Here is a 23585-nt window from a genome sequence, read left to right as displayed (position 1 = left end):
TTGGGGAGACCGACTTGGCCCCGGCCGGGTCATGGACGCTGTTCTTCCCGCGGACGGCCCTCGACCATGGCAACTGAGGGGGCGAACGGGCAGTTCATGCTCATCGGCCGTGATGGACCGACGAAGGCGCGTTGGTCCGCCGCCCGGCGGTGCGTGAGGCGCACATCGCCCCGGCCTCGGGCCGGGCGACCGGTTCCGGCGCAACCACCGCGTCACGCCGGGACGATCTCGGTGCGGTCCTCGACCGGGGTGTAACCCAGGCGCAGGTAGACGCCGTTGCTGGTGGGGTTGGCCAGGTCCGTGAAGAGGAGGACCTCCGTGGCGCCGGCGGCGTACGCCGCTTCGCTCACCGCGTGCGTGACCCCGGCGGCGTAGCCGCGGCCGCGGTGCTCGGGCGGGGTGTAGACGGGGCCGACGCGGGAGACCCGGCCGATCGGGCGGGAGAAGCCGGCCAGTGAGACGGGAGTCCCGGCGTGCTCCCACAGCCGGAACCCGCCGTAGGAGATCCGGTCGCGCAGCATGTCCTCGGAAGGGCTGCCCGGGACGCCCGCCTCCGCCCTGAAGGCCGTGGTCCACTCCAGCAGCAGCGGGAGGTCCGCCCCGGTGGCGGGCCGGGCCCGCCCGGCCGGGGCGGGATCCGGGGCGGCCAGGTCTGCCAGCCGGTACAGGCGCAGCTCCTCGGCGATCCGGGTGGGCCGCCCCCAGGCCTCGGCCAGTGCTTCCGCGTCCGGGCGGCGGGCGTTGAACCCGTGCGCCCCGGCGAGCAGCGGTTCGCCGGCGAGCGCGGCCCCGAGCGCCCGGACCCCCTCCCGGGGCAGCACGCCGAGCACGACCGGGAACGGCGGGGTGCACAGCAGGCCGCCGGCGACGGTGCCGTCGGGCCCGGTCCACCAGCCGAAGAAGGGGGTGCCGTCACCGTAGGCCCCGGAGCCGCGGCGCCGCAGCCCGTCGGCCACGGTCAGCAGAAGGGTGTTGGAGACGGGCTGCGCGGTCGCTGCCGGGCCCGCAGCGGCCAGATAGGCCGTCAGGTCCGTACTGAAGGTCCAGGTCATGGCCCATCGTGGCGCGGCGCACGGTGCGCCCGCACCCGGATTTCTCACGCGGGCAGCCACCCCGGCCACCACGGCGGCACGTTGTCGGGCCCGCACCGCTCCAGGTTCCCGGGATAGCCGTCCAGCGTCCCCTCCGTGGCGAAGAAGACGAGCACCACCACCGCGAGCACCAGCAGGACCGGCACGGGGCGCAGCGAAGTGGGCAGCCGCCGGCCGAGGAAGGCGATCAGCAGCGCGAGGAGGGCGCAGCCCGGCACCATCGGCAGCAGCAGAAACGTCATCTCGAACCGGCCGCCCGCCTCCCAGCCCGCGTCGCAGTACGCGCGGGCACGGGAGGCGAGCACGACGGCGGCCCACCCGGCCACGCCTCCGACCAGCGCCGCCGCCACCAGCTGGAAGGCCGTGGACGGCGACCGCGGCGGCTGCGGTCGGTGGTGCGGCGGGTGAGGCGGGTGCAGCGGATGAGGTGGGCGCGGCGGGTGCGGAGGAAGATCGGAATGCGTCACAGCACCTCGTGACGCGGCCCGTTGCTCCTACGGTTCCGCGAACCCGGCCCCGATGTCCCGCAGCCGCTCGTGCAGCTCGGTGAAGACCGCCGCCGCCCGGTCGCCCGGCCAGTCCGCCGGGAGCAGTTCCCGCGGCAGGCCCGGGTCGGCATACGGGAGGCGCCGCCAGGTGTCCAGGGCGAGGAGGTAGCTCCGGTAGGCCTCCTGCGGGGTCGGCTCCGGGCCCGGCCGGAGCGCGCGCAGGACGGGTTCGTGCAGGTCGAGGAATTCCTCGTGCTGCTTGGCGAGGGCCGCCAGGTCCCACCAGCGGGCCACCGCCTCGGCGGTCGGGGCGAAACCGAGGTGGGCGCCGCGGAAGAGTTCCACGTACGGGGTCAGGTGCAGCCGTTCCAGGGTGTGCGCGGTCTCCTCGGCCAGGCGGGCCGGGGCGATCCACACGCCCGGCGCCACCGCACCGAAACCGAGCCGGGCCAGCCGCGAGCGCAGCAGATGCCGTTTGTTCCGCTCCTGCTCCGGCACGGAGAACACCGCCACCAGCCACTCCTCCGACAGCTGCGGGCTGCCGTAGATCCGGCGGTCGCCGTCGTCCAGCAGCTGCCGCGCCTCATCGGAGAGCCCGTACGCCGCCGAGCCGTCCGCCGCCCGCCCGGGCAGCAGGAAGCCGCGCCGCTTCAGCCGGGACACCGACGAGCGGACCGACGGGGCGTCCACGCCGGCCGCGCCCAGCAGGCGGATCAGCGCGGCCACCGGGACCGGGCCCTCGAAGGCCCGCCCGTAGGCTCCGTAGAACGTGACGATCAGGGATCGCGGAGTGTGCTGCTCGACCACGGGTTCACTTTAGATCGTGTCGGGCGGATCGGGCCGGGCGCCGGGATCGCGCAGCCGGAAGCGCTGCAGTTTGCCCGTCGCGGTCCGGGGGAGGGCGGGGAGGAAGACGAAGGAGCGCGGGCACTTGTGCGGGGCCAGTTCCGCCCGCATGAAGGTGCGCAGGACCTCCTCCGTCAGCACCGCGCCGTCGCGTGCCACGGTGTACGCCACCACGATCTGCCCGCGGCGCTCGTCCGGGAGGCCCACCACGGCCGCCTCCACCACGTCCGGGTGGCGCAGCAGGGCTTCCTCCACCTCGGGGCCCGCGATGTTGTAGCCCGCCGAGACGATCATGTCGTCCGCCCGGGCGACGTAGCGGAAGTAGCCCTCCGGATCGCGGACGTAGGTGTCACCGGTCAGGTTCCACCCGCCCTGTACGTACTCCCCCTGCCGGGGGTCGGCCAGGTAGCGGCAGCCCACCGGGCCGCGCACGGCCAGCAGCCCCGGCTCGTTGTCCGGGACCGGGCGGCCGGCCCGGTCCACCACCCGGGCCTCCCAGCCCGGGACCACCCGGCCCGTCGTCCCGGGCCGGATGTCCTCGTCGGCGGCCGAGATGAAGATGTGCAGCAGCTCGGTCGCCCCGATGCCGTTGATGATCCGCAGGCCGGTGCGCTCGTACCAGGCCTGCCAGGTGGCGGCCGGCAGGTTCTCCCCGGCCGAGACGCAGCGGCGCAGCGCCGACAGGTCGTACATGCCCACGTCGTACGGGCCCAGCGCGTCCAGCATCGTCCGGTACGCGGTGGGCGCGGTGAACAGCACCGTCACCCGGTGCTCCGCGAGCGCGGGCAGCAGCCGGCGCGGCACCGCCTCCTCCAGCAGCAGCACCGAGGCCCCGGCCCGCAGCGGGAAGACCACCAGTCCGCCGAGGCCGAAGGTGAAGCCGAGCGGTGGACTGCCCGCGAAGACGTCGTCCGGGCGGGGCCGCAGCACGCTGCGGGAGAAGGTGTCGGCGACGGCGAGCAGATCGCGGTGGAAGTGCATGCAGCCCTTGGGCCGCCCGGTGGTCCCGGAGGTGAAGGCGATCAGGGCCACGTCGTCCGCGGACGTCGGGGCGGCCGGGAACGGATCGGGATGTCTCTCGGCCAGCCGGAGCAGGTCCCCCGGGTCCCCGCCCCCGTACACGGTGATCCGCAGCCCCGGCACCTCGGCCTTGACCAGGTCGTCCAGCACGTCCGCATGGCACAGGGCGTGCCCCACCCGGGCCATCGCGCACACCGTGGCCAGCTCCTGCGCACGCTGCTGGGGCAGCACGGTGACGGCCACCGCGCCCGCCTTCATCACCGCGAGCCAGCAGGCGGCGAGCCAGGGGCCGGTGGGCCCGCGCAGGAGCACCCGGTTGCCGGGGACCACACCGAGGTCGGCGGTGAGCGTGTGGGCCAGGCGGTCGACGCGCTCGCGCAGACCGCCGTACGTCCATACCTCGCCCGCGGCGCTGCGGAAGGCCGGGCGGTCGGCGCCCGCGGGACCGAACCGGGCGATGGTGGCGTCGAGCAGCTCGGCCCCGCAGTTCAGGCGGTCCGGGTAGGCCAGTTCGGGCAGATCGAAGAGGAGCTCCGGCCAGGTGTCCACGGGTGGCAGATGGTCACGGGCGAAGGTGTCGGTGTGGGCGGAAGGCTTGAGGTCCAAGGCGGGTGGCCCCCCTTGCAGCGGTCCGGGGTGGGGTGGAGCCGGCCGTGCGGCGGTTCCTCCGGCCGTAGCCGGAAGGTCCTTCCAGGAGCGTATCGTGATGGTGACGGCAGTCAACAGGACGCGATAGATGCGGGGATGTTCGGATGACCGGATTCGCGCTCGGGGTGGACCAGGAGGAGTGGTGCGGGCAGTTGCGCGCACTGGCGGTGGAGCGGCTGCGGCCACTGGCCGAGAAGGGGGAACCGGGCCGGGTCAACCGGCCGCTGCTGGCGGCACTGGGGGAGCTGGGCCTGCTGGAGCGGGTGTTCGCCTCGGGCGCGCTGGAACTGTGCCTGCTGCGCGAATCCCTCGCCTACGGTTGCACGGAGGCCGAGACGGCGCTCGCCCTGCAGGGGCTCGGGGCCTACCCGGTCCTGCGGGCGGGGAGCGAGGAGCAGCGGGAGCGCTGGCTGCCGCAGGTGCGCGCCGGGCGGGCGGTGGCGGCCTTCGCGCTGAGCGAGCCGGGGGCGGGCTCGGACGCGGCGGCGCTGGCGCTGGCGGCGACGCCCGATCCGGCCGGCGGGTCCGGCGGGTCCGGCGGGGGCGGCTGGCGGCTCAGCGGTGAGAAGTGCTGGATCTCCAACGCTCCCGAGGCGGATTTCTACACCGTGTTCGCCCGAACGGGCGAGGGGCCGGGAGCGAAGGGGGTCTCGGCCTTCCTGGTCCCGGCCGACCGCCCCGGACTCTCCGGCGCACCCCTGGACATGCTCTCCCCGCACCCCATCGGCTCCCTCGCCTTCGACGGGGTACCGGTCGGCCCGCGGGACCTGCTCGGCGAGCCCGGGCGCGGTTTCCGCGTCGCGATGGACACCCTGAACCTCTTCCGGCCGAGCGTCGGCGCCTTCGCGGTGGGCATGGCCCGGGCCGCGCTGGACGCGACGCTCGCGTACACGGCGGACCGGACCGCGTTCGGCGGAACGCTGAGCGATCTCCAGGCGGTGGCGCACCGGGTGGCCGAGATGGCCACCCGCACGGAAGCGGCCCGGCTGCTGGTGTACGCGGCGGCCGGGGCCTACGACCGGGGGGCAGGCGACGTCCCGCGCCGGGCGGCGATGGCGAAACTGCTGGCCACGGAGACGGCCCAGTACGTGGTCGACCACGCGGTCCAACTGCACGGCGCGGTCGCCCTCCAGCGCGGCCACCTGCTCGAACACCTCTACCGGGAGGTACGGGCACCGCGGATCTACGAGGGGGCGAGCGAGGTGCAGCGCACGATCATCGCGAAGGAGCTGTACGGGGCGGTGGCGCCGCGATGAGCCTGGAGCGGATCAACCCGGCGGAGCTGTCGCCCGCGACGGGTTTCTCGCACGCGGTCGCGGCGACCGGCACCCGGCTGGTGTTCCTGGCGGGCCAGACCGCCCTGGACGGCGAGGGCAAGGTGGTCGGCGAGAGCCTGCCGGAGCAGTTCGAGGTCGCCCTCGCCAACCTCCTGACGGCCCTCGCCGCGGCCGGCGGGACCCCGGCGGACCTGGCCCGGGTGACGGTGTACGCGGTGGACGTGGCGGCGTACCGGACCCACGCGGCCGAACTGGGCCGCATCTGGCGGCGGTCGGCCGGCCGCGACTACCCGGCGATGGCCGTCATCGGCGTGGTCCGCCTCTGGGACGACCAGGCCCTGGTGGAACTCGACGGCGTCGCGGTCCTCCCGTGACGGCGTCACGGGAGGCGGGGACGGCCCGGGCCGCCCGGAGGCGTGGATGCGCGCTCGTCCCGCGGGGACACTCCGCCGTGTCCGCCCCGGACCCCGCCCGGAGAAGACTCCCTGGTTCCGTGTACGGATGCGGCGGTACTCGTCCCCGGTGGCGGATGTCCTTCCGGTGCGGGTGGGTGGGTCCGGGATCAGGCGCGACCGGTGACGTGGCCGCCGTCCACGCGCAGGGCGTGGCCGGTGACGAAGGTGGCGCCCGCGAGGTAGAGCACCGCCTCGGAGATCTCCGCGACCTCGCCGACCCGGTTCAGCAGGGCCAGCCCGGCGAAGGAGTCCACGTCGGATCCCGCGTGCAGCGGAGTGCGGACGATGCCGGGGGACACGAGGTTCACGCGGATCCCGTCGGCGGCGAGTTCGGCGGCCAGGCTGGTCGTCAGCGCGTGCACCCCCGCCTTGCTGACCACCGGCGCGGAGGACGGGAAGCCCGCCAGCGCGTGGTCCACCAGGACGGTGCCTATGTTGACGATGCTGCCGCCCCGGCCCTGCGCGCGCAGCGCCCGTACCACGGCCTGGGTGGTGAGGTACGTGCCCTTGAGGTTGCCGGTCAGGAAGCCGTCGAGTTCTTCCTCGGTGACCTCGGTGAAGGGCTTGGGGGCGAAGGTGCCCGCGTTGTTGACGAGGACGTCGATACGGCCGAACCGGTCCAGGGCGGTACGGACGAGGGCCTCGCCCGTCGCCGGCTCGGCGATGGCGCCCGCGACCCACGCGATCCGCCCGGGGTGACCCAGGGCGGCCGCGGCCTTGGCGAGGCGGTCGGCGTCCCGGCCGTTGAGGACGACATTGGCGCCGCTCGCGAGGAAGGCGCGGGCGATGTCCAGTCCGATGCCGCTGGAGGAGCCGGTGACCAGAGCGGTGGTGGTCGTGGTGGTGTCGTCGATGTCCGCGTGCGTGTCGGTCATGGCGCTGTGCCTTTCGTCGGTGTCGTCCGCCGGGGTCCCGACGGGCTGACACCACGAACCTAGGAGCGCTCAACTCATAACACCACGACGAAGATTGGAGCGTGTGATAATCCCTGGTTATGGATGTGGATCTGCGCGACCTGGAGCTCCTGGCCGCCACCGCCGAGGCCGGCTCGCTGACCGCGGCCGCCGAGCGGCTCTACGTGAGCCAGCCCGCCCTCAGCCAGCGGCTCACCCGGCTGGAGGCCCGCCTGGGCATGGCCCTCTTCGACCGCAAGGGCCGACGCCTGGTCCCCAACGCCGCGGGCCGCCGACTGCTGGTCGCGGCCCGCCACGTCCTCGGCGAACTGGACTCCGCGGCCCGCGACCTGCGCGAGATCCGGGACGGGCGCGACCGGCGGGTCCGCTTCACCGCGCAGTGCAGTACGACCTTCCCCTGGCTGCCGCCGGTGCTCCGTGCCTTCCGCGAGCGCGCGCCCGACATCGACGTGCGCATCGAGACCGTTGCCGACGATGCGCCGGTCCCGGCCCTGCTCGCCGACCTCGTCGACGTCGCGCTGGTCACCAAGCCGGACCTGCAGATGGACCGGGTGTCGCTGACCAGGCTGTTCGAGGACGAGATGGTGGCGGTGGTGCCCGCCGGCCACCCGTGGGCCTCGCGCGCCCACCTGACCGCCCGTGACTTCGACGGCGCCGACCTCGTCCTCTACGACTTCTACGACCAGAAGCGGATCCCGTCGATGCCGCTGCCGATCCCCGCCGGGGCCCGGCCGGCCCGGATCACCACCATGCCGGTGGTGACCGACCTGGTGATCGAGATGGTGGCCGGCGGCCAGGGTGTGACCGTGCTGCCCAACTGGGTGGCCGCCCCCTACGCGGCCTCGCACGGCCTCGCCCTCGTCGGCATCGGCGCGCGGCCACTGACCCGTACCTGGTTCTGCGCCACCCGCACCGGACCGCGCCCGCCCCACGTGGAGGCCTTCGTCGAGGAGCTGACCGCCCGGCTCACCACCCCGCACAGCGTCTAAGGGGTCTCCAGGAGCCGGCCCATCCAGTCCTCGATGCCGGCCACCGTGCGCGGCAGCGCACCCGACATCAGGCGCGCGCCGTTCGCCGTGATGACCAGGTCGTCCTCGATGCGGACGCCGATCCCCCGCAGCTCCGCCGGGAGGGTCTCGTCGTCGGGCTGGAGGTAGAGGCCCGGCTCCACGGTCAGGACCTGTCCCTCCTCCAGCACGCCGTCCATATAGGTCTCCGCCCGGGCCTTCGCGCAGTCGTGCACGTCGAGCCCCAGCATGTGGCCGCTGCTGCACAGCGTGTACCGCCGGTGCAGGTCGCCCTCCGCGTCCTTCAGCACGCCCCACTCCGCCAGGCCCTCCGCGATCACCCGCATCCCGGCCCGGTGGAAGTCCCCGAAGCTCGCCCCCGGGCGCAGCGCCGCGATGCCCGCCTCCTGGGCGGCCAGGACCAGCTCGTACACCTGGCGCTGGACGGGGGAGAAGCGGCCCGACAGCGGCAGGGTGCGGGTGATGTCGGCCGTGTACAGGGTGTCCGTCTCCACGCCCGCGTCCAGGAGCAGCAGTTCCGCCCCGTTCAGCCGGCCGTCGTTGCGGATCCAGTGCAGGGTGCAGGCGTGGGCGCCGGACGCCGCGATCGTCTCGTACCCGGTGCCGTTGCCCTCCGCCCGGGCGCGCAGGCCGAAGACCCCCTCGATCCACCGCTCCCCGCGCGGATGCGCCAGCGCGCGCGGCAGGGCCCGTACGACGTCCTCGAAGCCCGCCGTGGTGTGGTCGACGGCCAGCTGCAGCTGTTCGACCTCCCACGCGTCCTTCACCAGGCGCAGTTCCGAGAGCGCGGAGGCGAGTCCGGCATCGGAGGCCGCGTCGCGGCCGGCCGGTGAGCCGAGCCCGTCCAGGTGTGCGCAGCGGATGCCCGTGAGGCGCTCGGCCTCCGCGAGATCCGGCCGGCGGCCCACCCAGAACTCCCCGTACCGGCGGTCCCGGTAGAACTCCCCGTCCCCGTCCGCCCGCGGCGAGCGCGGCCGCAGGTACAGCACGGCTTCGTGGGTGTGCGGGCCCGACGGCTCCATGACCAGGACGTGGCCCGCCTGGTCCTCGCCGGTGAGACCGGTCAGCCAGGCGTACGCGCTGTGCGGGCGGAAGCGGTGGTCGCAGTCGTTGGAGCGGACCTTCAGCTCCCCGGCCGGGACGATCAGCCGCTCGCCCGGGAAGCGGGCCGAGAGCCGCGCCCGGCGGGCCGGGGTGACGGCGTGGCCGGGGACGCGGGTGGAGTCGGGCAGCGGGGTCGCGGCCCAGTTGCCCGCCATGAACCGGGACAACTCCGGGGATACCGGGCGGTCGTGACTGCCCGTGTTGAGGCGGGCGGACGCGTCGGTCACGAGGACTCCCTCAAGAAAGATGCGAACTGGTGGGCGCACAGGTCTTGTCAGTGCAATTTCACATTACTATGTTACAGCTCACATCGCGGCACGTTAACCCCCGTCAAACGCCGTGTGACGCAGGGCAGTTCACGCACCACCCCCCACCTCACCTCTCCAATCAGGAGTTCTCGGTGCTCAAGCACAGAGCTGTGCGCTCTTCCCTTCTCGCCTCCGCCGTAGCCGTGACCCTCCTCGCCACCGCGGGACAGGCCACCACGCAGGCCGCCGAGTTCACGGCCCCGGCCACCTTCACCGGCGCACAGGCCGCCCCCGCCGCCCCCGCCCCCGGCCCCACGGGGAACCCGTTCGACGAGGTCGACCGCCTGGCCGACGCGAAGGACAACACCCCGGCGCCGGCGCCGGCCCCCGGCGGACAGAACATCGCCGGGCAGGTCCCCGGCGCGGCCACACCCGCCGCCGCGCCCGCCGACGACCTGCAGAAGCGCGGCAAGTCGGTCAAGGCGGCCCCCACCGCGAAGAGCGTCGCCGCGGGCGTCCCCTGCACCCTCGACGGGATCACCGGTCTCACCCCGGAGCAGTTCGCCGACTTCCTCGGCGACCAGGCCGTCCTCGCCGACGGCTGTCTGCGCGGACTCATATGGACCTGGGACGCCCGGCTGGCCCCGGTCATGTCGGACGCGCACGTCCAGGCCGTCTCCCGCCGGATATCCGGCCTGGCCGCCGCCCACGACGGCCGTAACTCCTCCCACCTGGAGGAGATGTTCACGTACCTGCACGCGGTCGCCTACCACGACTACTCGCGCACCGAGATCGACGTCACCGACGCCCCCACCGTCGACGCCATGCGCCGCGCCATCGCCGACTTCGGCGCGGCCGCCCATACCTTCGACGCGACCCCCAGCAACGCCCGCACCCTGCGCGAGGCCCTCTACGCCGGCAGCGCGCCCGGCCTGCGCCAGCACCAGCTCGGCCTCATCAAGAAGGTTCTGGCCACCATGGACCCGGCCCACCCGGCCACCCACCTCGACGCCGGCTGGGCAGGCGCCGCGCTGGCCGCGCTCTCCGTCACCTACCTGGGCGTCTACCCGGGCAACCAGGACGCGGCCTTCCACTCCGCGGTGGCCGCCGACGCCTCCTACCGCGACGCCTTCAAGGCCTTCTCCACCTACACGCACCTCAAGGACACGGGCAACGCCTGGGTGGTGCGCGACGCGCTGAGCGAATACGCCCGCTTCGGCCAGGTCGAGGGCCTGCGGGACCGGGTCGTCGCCGACCTCGGCGCGATGCTCGGCCCCGTCCGGTCCGCCTTCGGCGACGGCAGCGAGCCGTGGGCCAAGGTCGTCTCCTGGCTCAACTTCTACGAGGCCTGCAAGCCGTACGGGGTGTGCAAGGAGGACATCGAGAAGCAGCTGTTCCCCTACACCTACTCCTACGACAACGGCGCCATCAAGGTCCGCACCGCCCTGGACCGGGCCACCGTGGACCAGCTGTACTACGCGAGCAAGCAGGTGAAGTCCCAGTACCACCGCGTGCTGGGCACCGACCAGCCGCTCGCCGGCGACCCCAACTCCACGCTGAACATCGTGCTCTACGCCTCCCGCGCCGACTACGTGAACTACCACCCGATCCTGACCGGCTACGGCACCAACAACGGCGGCATCTACATCGAGAACGGCGCCACCTTCTACACCTACCAGCGGCGCGTCCCGCAGGACTCCTCCCTCACCCTCGAGGAGCTCTTCCGCCACGAGTACACGCACTACCTCAACGGCCGCTTCGCCGTCCCCGGCTTCTTCGGCCAGGGCCCCTGGTACGAGAGCGACCGGACGACCGCCATGGACGAGGGCACGGCCGAGTTCTTCGACGGCGCCACCCGCGACAACGGCATCGCCGTCCGCAAGTCCCTCGTCAAGAGCATCATCAGCGACACGGCCGGCGGCGGCCCGCGCATGAGCGTCGAGCAGCTGCTGAACGCCACCTACGACGGCGACGGCTTCCGCTTCTACAGCTACGCGGGCACCTTCTTCGAGTTCCTGTGGACCGAGAAGCCCACGCTGCTGCGCGAGATGTACACCCACCTGCGGGCCGACGACGTGGCGGCGTACGACGCCTGGCGCCACCGGACGGGGGCGGACACCTACCTCCAGCGCGACTACGACCGCTTCCTGGACGCACAGATCGCCAAGGTCGACCAGCTCTACGTGCCGAACACCTCCTTCACCCCGAACGACCGGCTGCGCGACGCGGCGCTCGCCTCGGTGAAGTCCTCCTTCGCCACGGCCACGTACAACACGCCGGACTGCGTGGAGAACGGCGACCCGGGCAAGCGCCGCTTCACCTGCACCGGCCGCATCACCGCGAACCTGAAGAACTGGCGCAACGACGACCAGAACTTCAAGGACATGTCGGAGACGGTCGACTACTTCATCCTCGACCGGGCCGGCGCGGCCTCCAACAACCTCGCCGACATGAACTGTTCCTTCGGCCCGGTGGAGATCTGGACCAACAAGGTCGCGGGCACCTCCAGTTACAGCTGTGAGGGCCCCCTCCGCAGCTGACCGGCGCCCGCCCGGCACCGGACCGGTCCCGCATCCGAGGGGGGTGCGGGACCGGTCCGGGCATCTGGGCAGGCCCTAAAGAATGTGACATATTACTGCCGTGCTCAAGAGACACTCCCTGGACGCCGTGATCATCGGCGCCGGCGTCGCCGGGGCGGCCTGCGCCTACTACGCGGCCCGCGCCGGACTCTCCGTGGCCGTGGTCGACCGGGGCCCCGTGGCGGGCGGCACCACCGGTGCCGGCGAAGGCAACCTGCTCGTCTCCGACAAGGAGGCGGGACCCGAACTCGACCTCGCCCTGCTGTCCACCCGCCTGTGGACCGAACTCGCCGCGGTCCTCCCGCCGGACATCGAGTACGAGCCCAAGGGCGGGCTCGTCGTCGCCCCCGACGAGCGGACCGTGAAGGCCCTGCGGCACTTCGCGGAGGGGCAGCGCGCGGCCGGCGTCGACGCGGCCGAGGTGGCGGCGGACGACCTGTACGACCTGGAGCCGCACCTGGCCCCGGGCCTGGCGGGCGGCTTCCACTACCCGCAGGACGCCCAGGTCCAGCCCGCCCGGGCGGCGGCCCGGCTCCTGGCCGCGGCGCGCGCACCGGGTGCGGCGGGAGCCCCGGCCGCCGAGGTGTACCTCGGCGAGGAGGTGACGGAGATCCTGCTGGACCGGGGCGCCGTACGCGGGGTGCGCACGCGGCGCCGCGAACTCCTGGCCCCGGCGGTGGTGAACGCGGCCGGCACCTGGGGCGGCCACGTCGCCGCGCTGGCCGGGGTCACCCTGCCCGTCCTCCCGCGCCGCGGCTTCGTCCTGGTGACCGAACCCCTGCCGAGGGTGGTCCGGCACAAGGTCTACGCCGCCGACTACATCGCGGACGTCGCCAGCGGCTCCGCCGCCCTGCAGTCCTCGGCCGTGGTCGAGGGCACCCCGTCCGGCCCGGTCCTCATCGGCGCCACCCGGGAGCGGGTCGGCTTCGACCGCACCCTCTCCACCGAAGCCCTGCGCCGCCTGGCCGCCCAGGCCGCGGCGCTCTTCCCCGTCCTGGCGGACGTCCGGGTGATGCGCGCCTACCACGGCTTCCGCCCCTACCTGCCCGACCACCTCCCGGCGATCGGCCCGGACCCGCGGCGCCCCGGACTGCTGCACGCCTGCGGCCACGAGGGCGCGGGCATCGGTCTGGCGCCCGCCACCGGAGCGCTGATCGCCGCCGCCCTGACGGGCGCCGAACCGCCGCTCCCCGCCCACCCGTTCCGCCCGGACCGCTTCGCCGCGTACCCGGCCGCCACCGACACCCCCGAGGAGCAGCACTGATGCGCAGCCCCCGTTCGCTGGTCGGCGGCAGCCCGGCAGCCGCGCACGAGATCACCTTCGACGGCCGGGAACTGCCCGCCCTGCCCGGCCAGAGCATCGCCGCCGTGCTGTGGGGCGCCGGCATCCTCGCCTGGCGGACCACCCGGGAGGGCGGCGCCCCGCGCGGCGCGTTCTGCGGGATCGGCAGCTGCTACGACTGCCTCGTCACCGTCAACGGCCGCTCCAACCAGCGCGCCTGCCTGGTCCCGGCCCGGCCGGGGGACACCGTCACCACCCAGGAGGGAACCGGCCATGCCGACCTCGCCGTCTGAGCCCGCCGACCGCGCGGGCCGCGCGGATTGCGCAGACCCGTCGGGTCCTGCCGCCGGGCCCGCGCCCGTGCCGGCGCCCGGCGTGGCGTCCGCTTCCGGGCCCGCGCCGGCCCGTGCCGATCTCGCGATCGTCGGAGCCGGCCCGGCCGGACTGGCCGCGGCCGTCACGGCCGCCCGCCTCGGGCTGCGGGTCACGCTCCTCGACGCGGGCGACCGCCCCGGCGGGCAGTTCTACCGCCACCCCGCCCCGGGCCTCGGTGCGGCCCGCCCCGAGGCGCTGCACCACGGCTGGGCGCAGTTCGCGACCCGCGAAGCCGCCCTGCGCGCCCACGAGTCGGCCGGCCGGATCACGTACCTCCCGCTCCACCACGTGTGGACGGTCGTCCCGGGCGCGGCGGCCGAGACGGCCGGGGCGCGCCGCGGGCCCGCCGCACCCACCACGGAGTGGATCCTGCACGCCGTCGCCGGTCACGCCCCCGAGGAACGGGCCGTCGCCGTCACCGCCCGGGCCGTGCTCATCGCCACCGGCGCCTACGAGCGGCAACTGCCCTTCCCCGGCTGGACCCTGCCGGGAGTGGTCGGGGCCGGCGGGGCCCAGGCCATGCTCAAGGGCGGGCTGGTCCTGCCGGGCAAGCGGGTGGTCGTCGCCGGGAGCGGGCCGCTGCTGCTGGCCGTGGCCGGGTCGCTCGCCGCCGCCGGAGCCACCGTGCCCGCCGTGGTGGAGGCCGCCGCGTACACCGCGTACGCGGGCCAGGCCCCGGTCCTGCTGCGCAACCCCGGCAAGCTCGTCGAGGCCGCCGTCCACGGCGGCGCGCTGGCCCGCCACCACGTCCGCCTCCTCACCCGGCACGCCGTCACCGAGGCGCACGGCACCGACCGGGTCGAAGCCGTCACCGTGGCCCGCCTCGACCGCGACTGGCGACCGCTGCCCGGCACCGCCCGCCGGATCCCCTGTGACGCCCTGGCCGTCGGCCACGGACTGGTGCCCCAGCTGGAGCTGGCCACCGGCCTCGGCTGCGCGACCCGCCCCGGCCCGGACGGCACGGTCGCCCTCGTCCTCGATGCCGGGCAGCGGACCTCCGTCCCCGGCATCTGGTCGGCGGGCGAGACCGGCGGCATCGGCGGGGCCCGACTGGCCATGACCGAGGGCGAGCTGGCCGCACACTCCATCGCGGGTACGCCGCCCGGAGCCCGCCTCACCCGCCGCCGGGCCCGGCTGCGCGCCTTCGCCGACGCGATGGCCGCCGCCCACCGTCCCGGCGAGGCGTGGACCGGCTGGCTCGGGGACGACACCGTCGTCTGCCGCTGCGAGGAGGTGCCGGCCGGGCAGATCCGCGAGGCCGCGGGCGACCTCGGCGCGCGGGACGCCCGCAGCGTCAAACTCCTCACCCGGGCGGGTATGGGCTGGTGCCAGGGCCGGATGTGCGGCCCGGCCGTGGCGGCCCTGGCCGGGGAGGAGCCCGCGCCCGACCGGCGGCCGCTGTCCTGTCCCGTTCCGCTGCGCCACCTCGCCGAACTTCCGCCCGCTGCGCACTGATCGGGGCGCCGGGGCCCTTGTGGCCACGCCGCACCCGCTAGTAAAATGTCACACATCACTCTAGGGAGCTCTCACATGACCCACGCGCACACCCCCGCGCCCCGCACCCGCCCCTGGCACGGAATCATGGTCGCCACCGCGCTCCCGCTGCGCGAGGACCTCACCGTCGACCACGACGCATACGCCGAGCACGTGGCCTGGCTGATCGAGGGCGGCTGCGACGGCGTGGTCCCCAACGGCTCCCTCGGGGAGTACCAGACCCTCACCGACGAGGAGCGGGCGCGCGTCGTACGGACCGCCGTCGAAGCGGCGGGCGACGGCGCCCGCGTGATGCCCGGCGTCGCCGCCTACGGCAGCGCCGAGGCCCGCCGCTGGGCCGACCAGGCCGCCGAGGCCGGCGCCGGCTCCGTACTCCTGCTGCCCCCCAACGCCTTCCGGGCCGACGAGGACGCCGTACGCGCCCACTACGCCGAGGTCGCCCGCGCCGGGCTGCCCGTCGTCGCGTACAACAACCCCATCGACACCAAGGTGGACCTGACCCCGGACCTGCTCGCCCGGCTGTACGCCGACGGCTCCATCGTCGCCGTCAAGGAGTTCAGCGGCGACGTGCGCCGCGCCTACGAGATCGCCGAGCTCGCCCCCGGCCTCGACCTGCTCATCGGCGCCGACGACGTCCTCCTCGAACTCGCCCTCGCGGGCGCCGTCGGCTGGATCGCCGGCTACCCCAACGCGCTCCCGAACTCCTGCGCCCGGCTCTACCGGGCCGCCGTCGCCGGGGACCTGGAGACCGCCCTGCCGCTCTACAAGTCCCTGCACTCGCTGCTGCGCTGGGACTCCAAGACCGAGTTCGTCCAAGCCATCAAGCTCTCCATGGACCTGGCCGGGCGCCCCGGCGGCGCCACCCGCCCGCCGCGCTTCCCGCTCACCGGCGAGACCGAGGCCGCCGTCCGCGCCGCCACCGAGAAGGCCCTCGCCGAGGGCCTCAACTAGCAGTCCGGGGGACCGCACATGCGTACGCGCCACGTCTACCACGCGGTGGACTCGCACACCGAGGGCATGCCGACCCGGGTCATCACCGGGGGAGTCGGGGTGATCCCCGGCGCCACCATGGCCGAGAAGCGGCTCCACTTCATCGAACACATGGACCACGTCCGGACCCTGCTCATGTACGAGCCTCGCGGGCACTCCGCGATGAGCGGCGCCGTCCTGCAGCCCCCGACCCGCCCGGACGCCGACTACGGCGTCCTCTACATCGAGGTGTCGGGCCTGCTCCCCATGTGCGGGCACGGAACCATCGGGGTCGCCACCGTCCTCGTCGAGACCGGCATGGTGCCGGTCGTCGAGCCGGTCACCACCGTCCGGCTCGACACCCCGGCCGGGCTGGTGAGCGTCGACGTCCGGGTCGAGGACGGGGCGGCCACCGCCGTCACCCTCACCAACGTGCCCTCCTTCAGCGTCGGCCTCGACCTCAAGACCGAGGTCCCCGGCTTCGGCACGATCACCTACGACCTGGCCTACGGCGGCAACTTCTACGCCTTCGTCGAACTCGCCTCCATCGCCGGGGGAGCCCTGCCCTTCGACCGCGCCCGCAAGGACGACCTGCTCGCCGCCGGGCTGGCCGTCATGGACGCGATCAACGCGGGCCCGGACCGGCCCGTCCATCCCGAGAACCCCTCCATCGCCGGGGTCAAGCACGTCTACCTTGCCGCTCCCGGCTCCGACGCCCACCGCTCCCGGCACGCCATGGCCATCCACCCCGGCTGGTTCGACCGCTCGCCCTGCGGTACGGGGACCAGCGCCAGGATGGCCCAGCTGCACGCCCGCGGCCTGCTGGAACTCGACACGGACTTCGTCAACGAGTCCTTCATCGGCACCGAGTTCACCGGCCGGCTGGTAGGGGAGACCACCGTCGGCGGGCTCCCGGCCGTGATCCCCACCGTCACCGGCCGGGCCTGGATCACCGGAACCGCCCAGTACTTCCTCGACCCGACCGACCCCTTCCCCGGAGGGTTCCTGCTGTGATCACCGTCCGCACGGTGGACTACCACACCGCCGGCGAGCCCTTCCGGATCGTCGACAGTGCCGCGCCGGGCATGCCGCCGGTCCCCGGGGACACGGTCGCCGAGCGCTGCGCCACCGTCATCGGCCCGGGCGGCTCCGGGACCGCCCCGCGCCGGGGCGCGCTGGACGACGTACGGCGCCTGCTCGTGCAGGAGCCGCGCGGGCACGCCGGGATGTACGGGGGGTTCGTGGTCCCGGCCGACGACGACGGGGCCCACTTCGGTGTGCTGTTCTGGCACAAGGACGGCTACTCCACCGCCTGCGGCCACGGCGCCATGGCCCTCGGGGTCTGGGCCGTGGACACCGGCCGGGTCGCCGCCCCGGACGACGGGGACGCCCCGGTGCGCATCGACGTACCGTCCGGGCGGGTCACGGCCACCGTCCACCGCGGCGGGGGCCGCACCACCGGGGTCACCTTCCGCAACGTCCCGGCCCGGGTCGGCGCCCGCAAGGTCCCCGTCGCCACCACCTTCGGGCTGGCCGAGGCGGACATCGCGCACGCCGGGGCCTGTTACGCCGCCGTCCGCGCGCGCGACCTCGGCCTGGACGTCTCCCGGGCGGCGCTGCCGGCCCTGGTCCGGGCCGGACAGGAGATCCGGGCGGCGCTGGCCACCCACCCCGCCACCTGGCACCCGGACGGCCCGCTGCTCTCCGGGGTCTACGGGGTGATCCTCCACGAGGATCTGCCCGACACCCCCTTCGGGCCGCACCAGCGCAACGTCACCGTCTTCGCCGACGGGCAGATCGACCGCTCGCCCTGCGGCTCCGGGACCTCGGCGCGGCTCGCGCTGCTCGCCGAGGACGGGCGGCTCGGCCCGGGGGAGGACCTGCTGCACGAGTCGGTCACGGGCACGGTGTTCACGGGGCGGATGCTGGACGGCGGGGTCACCGAGGTCACCGGCACCGCCCACCGCACCGGCGAACACGCCTTCGTGGTGGACCCGCACGACGCGCTCGGTACCGGATTCCTCCTGTGACGGGCATCCCCCAGCTCGCCGCCGGGCGGATGACCGCCCTGCTCACCCCGGCGGCGGCCGCGGACGCCGTGGCCGCCGCCCTGCTCGGTGGCCTCGATCCGGAGGGCTGCCCGCCGCGTTCCGCGATCGAGGTGCCCGGCGGGGGTGAACTGCTGCTGATGCCGGCCGCGTCCGGTTCGTACGCCGGGGTGAAGATCGCCGGGGTCGCTCCCGGGAATCCGGCCCGCGGGCTGCCCCGGATCACGGGCTCCTACCTGCTCCTGGACGGGCCCACCCTGCGCCCGCTGGCCCTGCTGGACGGCGCGGCGCTGACCGCCCTGCGCACCCCGGCGGTCTCCGCCCTCGCCCTGCGCCACCTGGCACCTGCCGGGCGGCCGCTGCGCCTGGTGCTCTTCGGCTCGGGGCCGCAGGCGTACGGGCATCTGGAAGCGGCCCTGGCCGTACGGGAGTTGGCCGAGGTCGTGGTGGTCGCCCGGGACCCGGGGGGCGCGGAGCGGCTCGCCGCGTACGCCCGCACTCTGGGCCCGGCCGCCCGGACCGGCACCCCGAAGGACGTGGCCGACGCCGATCTGGTGATCTGCTGCACCACGGCCCGGGAGCCGCTCTTCGACGGACGCCTCGTCGGGCCGGGCGCCACCGTCGTCGCCGTCGGCTCGCACGAGCCGACGGCCCGGGAGACGGACACCGCCCTTGTGCGACGGGCGGCGGTGTACGTGGAGTCCCGGGCGGCGGCCCTGCGCGAGGCGGGGGACCTCCTCGTCCCGGAGGCCGAGGGGGCCATCGGGCCCGGTCATATCACCGGCACCCTCGCCGACCTGGTGGGCGGGAGGATGCCGGGGGCCGGGCCGCGGAGTTGTCCACAGCTCTTCAAGAGTGTGGGCATGGCCTGGGAAGATCTCGCTGTGGCGGTCGCACTGTTCGAGGCCGCCGGAGTGTGAGCAGCGCAACGTGACATTGTACGCTGTTGCCCTCCTCGTCGGTGGTGTCGGGGGTCTCGGAGGAAAAGCAATGGGTGACCTGAAGCAGCACAGTCTCATCAAGGCCCAGGAGCGCCTCCGCGACCAGGTCGGCCACGCCCTCCGAGCCGCGCTGATAGCGGGTGAGCTGCGCCCCGGCAGCGTCTACTCCGCACCCGGCCTCGCGGCCGAACTCGGCGTCTCGGCCACACCCGTCCGCGAGGCCATGCTCGACCTGGCCCGGGAAGGACTGGTCGAGCCCGTCCGCAACAAGGGCTTCCGGATCACCGAGGTCAGCGAGCGCGACCTGGACCAGTTCACCGAGCTGCGCACGATGATCGAGGTACCGACCATCGGGCGGATCACGAAGATCGCCACGGCGGAGCAGCTGGAGGCGCTGCGCCCCGTCGCCGAGGAGATCGTCACCAGCGCGCGCGAGCACAACCTCATCGGCTACCTGGAGGCCGACCGCCGCTTCCACCTCTCCCTGCTGGCCCTCGCGGGCAACGACCGGCTGGTGGAGACGGTCGGCGACCTGCGCAAGCGGTCCCGGCTCTACGGTCTGACCGGCCTGGACGAGGCCGGCAAGCTGGTCTCCTCGGCGGAGGAGCACATCGAGCTCCTCGACCTGATGCTGAGCGGCGACGCCGAGGCGGCGCAGGAGTGCATGCTCCGCCACCTCGGCCACGTCCGCTCCCTGTGGGCCCAGGGCCGCGACGAACCGGTCGGCCGCGTCCCCGGAGGCCTCGGCTCCGGCCTCCAGTAACCCCCGGCAGCCGGCGGCCGGCGGCGGATCAGCAGGGCGGGCGGCCGCCGCCACGGGCCGGCAGCGGCCGGTCCGCCGAGATGATCGCCGCCTCCGGGCGCGGTACCGGCGTGCCGTCGGGCAGGAGCAGCACCGGCGGGTCCACCACGGCGCCCACGGCGCCCGCCGCGCTGCTCGCGTTCGCCGCCGTGACCCGCCCCCTGGGCTGCGGGGTCAGTACCGCCGTCTCCCGCACGTACGCCACGAAGCTCTCGAAGTCCCGCTGGTGCCGGTAGGGCTCCTGGAACTCGGAAAGGGCCGGATAGCCGTCGCTCGCGAGGAGCGTGTACGAGGGGGCGGCGAGCCGGTAGCTGCGGCCGAGGTCCAGCGGGACACCGTCGACGAAGACCTCCGCGGGATGCACCCGGTCCCCGACCGGCCCCCGCGCGTCGAAGCTGTAGCGGACGTTGCGGGAGACGGCGAGGGGGGCGAAGCGCAGTTCGCCGCTCTCCGTCGTCGTCCACTGCTCCTCCAGCGCGTCGTGGATCTGCTGCCCGGTCACCCACGCGCTGACGATCGGATCGCCGAACCCGATGGCCCGCCAGGCGCTGCCGAAGGTGACCGTGCCGCCCGAGGCCCGGTCCAGGACGAGGTCCCCGGCGATGATCGCCTGGCCGACGCGGGGTGCCACGGCGACCATGGCGAGCTGGGCGGGGACGTTGGGGTGGATGTTGGCGTCGTTCTCGGGATCGGTGGGCCTGCCGCCCGCCCACAGCGCCCAGTCGGCGGCCAGGTTGCCCATGGTGCTCTCGCCCGCCGTGTTCCGGGTGCGCAGGAACGAGCCGCTCTGCCGCCCGACCGCGGACCGGTCGCGCGCGGCTGCCTGCCCCGCCCAGTAGGTGACGACCTCCTGCAGCTCCGGATGAGGGGCGATGTCGCGGGTGTTGGGGTGGTTGGTGGACACGGTCAGCTCCCGGATCACCCGGCCGGTGAGCGGGTCGAGCCGCAGGTTGATCTCGTTGATGACCTGGCCGTAGCAGCCGGCCTCGACGAACGGGCGGGGGACACCGTTCGGGTCGGGGACCATCATGTTGAACCGGGTGTGCCAGTGCCCGGTGACGATCGCGTCGATGTCCGGGGAGACCCGCAGCGCGAGGTCGAGGGCCGGCCCCGAGGGGTCGGCGCCGCTGTTGAAGTCGGCTCCCGCCACCGCCCCGTCGTGCAGGCTGAGCACGATCGCGTTCACGCCCTGGCTCTTGAGCAGCGCCGCGTAGCGGTCGGCGGTGGCGACCTCGTCGAGGGTGGCGAGGCCCGGCTGGTAGGAGCCGGGGAAGCGTTCGCTGCCCACGGCGGTGAGGTGGATGAACCCGATGGGCAGCTCCCGGCCGTCGGCGGTGGGTACCCGCTCGATGTTGTAGGCGGGCAGGACCGTTTGCCCGTCCTGGCCCCGGACGAGGTTGGCGCTGTAGTAGCGGAAGTCGGCGCCGTGGAAGCGCAGGCCGGAGGAGTCGGTGAAAGAGGTGTCGCGGCCCTCCACCGGGAACGGGATGCCCTGCTCCATGTGGCGCTGGAGCATGGCGGGCGATTTGTCGAACTCGTGGTTGCCGGCCGTCGCGAAGTCGAGCCCCATGCGGTTGAGGGCCTCGATCGTCGGCTCGTCGGAGAAGGCCGCGGCATCGAACTCCCAGCCGGAGAAGGCGTCTCCGGGGGTGAAGAAGAGGGAGTGGGGGTGCCCGTCGCGGAGCCGTTCGAGGTGCGCGGCCATGTACGCGACGCCGCCGACGGTGTAGCTGCGGCCGCCGTTGCCGACGATGACGGAGTTGCTGCCGGGTGCGCCCTGCAGATAGCCGTGCAGGTCGGTGACGTTGAGGAGCTGGACGTCGACGTACTCGGCGGCGGTCGCGGCGTCCCGGGCATCGGCGCTGGCCCGCGCGGGAACCCCGAGCGCGAAGGTCGCCGCGACGGCCCCCATCGCGGTGAGGAAGTCCCGCCGCCCCGGCTCCCGCCGCCCCGGCTCCCGCCGCCCCGGTTCCCGGCGCCCGGGTTCCTTCCGGCCCTGCTCCGGCCGTCCTGACACCCGGCGCTGTGAACTCCTGCTCGGCTGCGTGGCCTTGGCCTGCGTGATCACATCCGGCATGTTCCCGCCCGCCGGGCCGGCTGTCGCGCCGACGCGCCGCCCGGCCGTTTGGACACGGCTGGATAACGGCGGCACCAACCCCTTGTCAGTGCAATTTCACATTACTATGTTACCGGTCACATCCTAGAGCGCGGCCCTTCACTGGAGTGACCATGACCAAGCGCACCCAACTCGCCCTCGCCACCGCCCTGGTGGCAGCTCTCGCACTCGGCGCCTCGGGCTGCTCCGACACCAAGAAGGGCAAGGACGGCGCCGCCTCCGGGGTGAACCCCGCCGCCGCCAACGACGGCAAGATCCTCGGCGGGACCCCGGTCAAGGGCGGCACCCTCACCGTCCTGTCCAACCAGGACTTCGCGCACCTCGACCCCGCCCGCAACTGGACGATGCCGACCATGGACTTCGGCACCCGGCTGCTCTACCGCACGCTCGTCACCTTCAAGGCCGAGCCCGGCAAGGCCGGCAGCGAGCTCGTCCCCGACCTCGCCACCGACCTCGGCACCCCCTCCGACGGCGGCCGCACCTGGACCTTCACCCTCAAGGAGGGCGTGAAGTACGAGGACGGCACGCCGGTCAAGGCCCAGGACATCAAGTACAACGTCGAGCGCTCCTTCAGTCCCGACCTCACCGGCGGCCCCGACTACGCCGCCCAGTACCTGGCCGGGACCGAGGGCTACAAGGGCCCGCTCCAGGGGCAGCACCTGGACTCCGTCAAGACGCCCGACGACCGCACGATCGTCTTCGAACTGAAGCGCCCGGTCGCCGAGTTCTCCGCGACCGCCACCCTGCCGACCTTCGCCCCCGTGCCCCCGTCCCAGGAGAAGGGCACCCAGTACGACGCCCGCCCGTTCTCCTCCGGCCCGTACAAGATCGAGTCGTACGACCGCGACAAGAAGCTGGTCCTGGTCCGCAACGAGCACTGGGACCCGGGCACCGACACCGTCCGCAAGGCCTACCCCGACCGCTTCGTGGTGGTCATGGGCCTCAAGGGCGGCCAGATCGACGACCGGATCATCGCCGGCGAGGGCGCCGACGCCTCCACCGTCCAGTACGCCGACATGCGCCCCGAGAGCGCCCCCAAGGTGCTGCCCAAGGCGGAGATCAAGGCCCGGCTGCTCGCCGAGTCCCAGGGCTGTACGGAGATGCTCCACCTGAACAACTCCCGCGCCCCCTTCGACGACCCGAAGGTCCGCGAGGCCATGCAGTACGCCGTCGACAAGGAGGCCGTCATCACGGCGGGCGGCGGCCCCGCCCTCAACGAGATCGCCACCGCCTACCTGCCCCCGGCCCTCTCCGGCGGCAAGCAGGCCGACGTCCTGAAGATCGCCCCGGCCGGCGACCCCGCCAAGGCCAAGGAGCTCCTCAAGGCCGCCGGCAAGGAGACCCTGAAGGTCTCCCTCGCCGTCTCCACCGGCGACAAGGGCAAGGCGGAGGCCATCCAGCAGGGCCTGTCCCGCGCCGGCGTCGAGGTCGTCATCGACACCGTCGACCCGGGCGCCTACTACGACGTCATCGGCGACCTCTCCACCACCCCCGACATGACCCTCACCGGCTGGTGCCCCGACTACCCCTCCGGCTCCACCTGGATCCCGTTCGTCTTCGACGGACGCACCATCAAGGAGAAGGGCAACCAGGGCAACTACAGCCAGTTCCGCGACGAGGCGACCATGAAGCGCATCGACGAGATCAACGCCATGGCCGACGCCAAGCAGGCCAACCAGGCCTGGATCGACCTCGACGCCGCCTTGATGGCCAAGTCCCCGAACGTTCCGCTCCTCCTGGAGCGCAAGCCGCTCCTCGTCGGCACCAACATCGCGGGAGCCTTCGGCCACCCGGTGTGGACCGGCACCATCGACTACGGGACCGTCGGCCTCAAGGACCCCTCGAAGAGCCAGGGCTGAG

At 73.8% G+C, this 23585-nt stretch carries 20 protein-coding genes; 13 read left to right on the top strand and 7 right to left on the bottom strand.

Annotated elements, in window-relative coordinates; genetic code table 11:
• Positions 1-212 precede the first annotated feature (212 nt).
• From KO717_RS08670 to KO717_RS08655, 4 genes are all read right to left on the bottom strand, one after another.
• On the bottom strand, positions 213-1052 hold the full coding sequence (locus KO717_RS08670; RefSeq protein ID WP_301365624.1) for a GNAT family N-acetyltransferase: 840 nt from the start codon (positions 1050-1052) through the stop codon (positions 213-215).
• Between the two features lie 44 nt (positions 1053-1096).
• Positions 1097-1441: a hypothetical protein gene (locus KO717_RS08665; protein WP_301365622.1), complete on the bottom strand. Its 345-nt coding sequence runs from the start codon at positions 1439-1441 to the stop codon at positions 1097-1099.
• 144 nt (positions 1442-1585) lie between these two features.
• The gene (locus KO717_RS08660) at positions 1586-2386 is read right to left on the bottom strand and encodes a PaaX family transcriptional regulator (protein WP_301365620.1); all 801 of its coding nucleotides are present in this window, start codon (positions 2384-2386) and stop codon (positions 1586-1588) included.
• Positions 2387-2395: 9 nt separating this feature from the next.
• Positions 2396-4051, bottom strand: coding sequence for an AMP-binding protein (locus KO717_RS08655; RefSeq protein WP_301365619.1), 1656 nt, complete (start codon positions 4049-4051; stop codon positions 2396-2398).
• A 146-nt stretch (positions 4052-4197) separates the two neighbouring features.
• On the opposite strand from KO717_RS08655, the gene KO717_RS08650 reads away from it, so the two are divergent.
• Both KO717_RS08650 and KO717_RS08645 read left to right on the top strand, forming a co-directional pair.
• Positions 4198-5349, top strand: a complete 1152-nt coding sequence (locus KO717_RS08650; RefSeq protein ID WP_301365617.1) for an acyl-CoA dehydrogenase family protein — start codon at positions 4198-4200, stop codon at positions 5347-5349.
• Positions 5346-5744: a RidA family protein gene (locus tag KO717_RS08645; RefSeq protein ID WP_301365615.1), complete on the top strand. Its 399-nt coding sequence runs from the start codon at positions 5346-5348 to the stop codon at positions 5742-5744. The genes KO717_RS08650 and KO717_RS08645 overlap by 4 nt, the downstream gene beginning before the upstream one ends.
• Positions 5745-5932: 188 nt before the next feature.
• Here the strand turns inward: KO717_RS08645 and KO717_RS08640 are convergent, their stop codons facing one another.
• Positions 5933-6700, bottom strand: a complete 768-nt coding sequence (locus tag KO717_RS08640; protein ID WP_301365613.1) for an SDR family NAD(P)-dependent oxidoreductase — start codon at positions 6698-6700, stop codon at positions 5933-5935.
• A 119-nt stretch (positions 6701-6819) separates the two neighbouring features.
• On the opposite strand from KO717_RS08640, the gene KO717_RS08635 reads away from it, so the two are divergent.
• Positions 6820-7728, top strand: a complete 909-nt coding sequence (locus KO717_RS08635; RefSeq protein WP_301365611.1) for a LysR family transcriptional regulator — start codon at positions 6820-6822, stop codon at positions 7726-7728.
• On the opposite strand, the gene KO717_RS08630 is transcribed toward KO717_RS08635, so the two are convergent.
• Positions 7725-9098 carry an aminopeptidase P family protein gene (locus KO717_RS08630; RefSeq protein ID WP_301365609.1) on the bottom strand — a complete coding sequence of 458 codons (1374 nt, stop codon included), beginning with the start codon at positions 9096-9098 and terminating at the stop codon, positions 7725-7727. The genes KO717_RS08635 and KO717_RS08630 overlap by 4 nt on opposite strands.
• Positions 9099-9271: 173 nt before the next feature.
• Between KO717_RS08630 and KO717_RS08625 the strand changes: the two genes are divergently transcribed.
• The 9 genes from KO717_RS08625 to KO717_RS08585 all read left to right on the top strand — a co-directional run bounded on the left by KO717_RS08625 (position 9272) and on the right by KO717_RS08585 (position 19570).
• Entirely contained in the window at positions 9272-11659 is a 2388-nt protein-coding gene (locus tag KO717_RS08625; protein WP_301365607.1) for a collagenase, read from the top strand.
• A gap of 100 nt (positions 11660-11759) precedes the next feature.
• Entirely contained in the window at positions 11760-12962 is a 1203-nt protein-coding gene (locus KO717_RS08620) for an NAD(P)/FAD-dependent oxidoreductase (RefSeq protein ID WP_301365605.1), read from the top strand.
• Positions 12962-13273: a (2Fe-2S)-binding protein gene (locus KO717_RS08615; RefSeq protein WP_301365603.1), complete on the top strand. Its 312-nt coding sequence runs from the start codon at positions 12962-12964 to the stop codon at positions 13271-13273. Before KO717_RS08620 ends, KO717_RS08615 begins: the two co-directional genes overlap by 1 nt.
• An 82-nt stretch (positions 13274-13355) precedes the next feature.
• Positions 13356-14810: an NAD(P)/FAD-dependent oxidoreductase gene (locus KO717_RS08610; RefSeq protein WP_301365601.1), complete on the top strand. Its 1455-nt coding sequence runs from the start codon at positions 13356-13358 to the stop codon at positions 14808-14810.
• A 75-nt stretch (positions 14811-14885) separates the two neighbouring features.
• On the top strand, positions 14886-15800 hold the full coding sequence (locus tag KO717_RS08605; RefSeq protein WP_301365599.1) for a dihydrodipicolinate synthase family protein: 915 nt from the start codon (positions 14886-14888) through the stop codon (positions 15798-15800).
• Between the two features lie 18 nt (positions 15801-15818).
• The gene (locus KO717_RS08600) at positions 15819-16832 is read left to right on the top strand and encodes a proline racemase family protein (RefSeq protein ID WP_301365597.1); all 1014 of its coding nucleotides are present in this window, start codon (positions 15819-15821) and stop codon (positions 16830-16832) included.
• On the top strand, positions 16829-17848 hold the full coding sequence (locus KO717_RS08595) for a proline racemase family protein (protein ID WP_301365595.1): 1020 nt from the start codon (positions 16829-16831) through the stop codon (positions 17846-17848). The genes KO717_RS08600 and KO717_RS08595 overlap by 4 nt, the downstream gene beginning before the upstream one ends.
• 29 nt (positions 17849-17877) lie before the next feature.
• Positions 17878-18786: an ornithine cyclodeaminase family protein gene (locus tag KO717_RS08590; RefSeq protein ID WP_301374427.1), complete on the top strand. Its 909-nt coding sequence runs from the start codon at positions 17878-17880 to the stop codon at positions 18784-18786.
• 70 nt (positions 18787-18856) lie between these two features.
• The gene (locus tag KO717_RS08585; protein ID WP_030719658.1) at positions 18857-19570 is read left to right on the top strand and encodes a GntR family transcriptional regulator; all 714 of its coding nucleotides are present in this window, start codon (positions 18857-18859) and stop codon (positions 19568-19570) included.
• A gap of 28 nt (positions 19571-19598) precedes the next feature.
• On the opposite strand, the gene KO717_RS08580 is transcribed toward KO717_RS08585, so the two are convergent.
• The gene (locus KO717_RS08580) at positions 19599-21521 is read right to left on the bottom strand and encodes a bifunctional metallophosphatase/5'-nucleotidase (protein WP_301374425.1); all 1923 of its coding nucleotides are present in this window, start codon (positions 21519-21521) and stop codon (positions 19599-19601) included.
• 317 nt (positions 21522-21838) lie between these two features.
• Between KO717_RS08580 and KO717_RS08575 the strand changes: the two genes are divergently transcribed.
• The gene (locus KO717_RS08575) at positions 21839-23584 is read left to right on the top strand and encodes an ABC transporter substrate-binding protein (RefSeq protein WP_301365593.1); all 1746 of its coding nucleotides are present in this window, start codon (positions 21839-21841) and stop codon (positions 23582-23584) included.
• The last annotated feature ends 1 nt before the right edge of the window (position 23585 follow it).

Origin of the sequence: Streptomyces xanthophaeus (assembly GCF_030440515.1) — a bacterium.
GTDB classification, from domain to species: Bacteria; Actinomycetota; Actinomycetes; order Streptomycetales; family Streptomycetaceae; genus Streptomyces; species Streptomyces kutzneri.
This window is presented reverse-complemented; position numbering and strand designations above follow the sequence as displayed.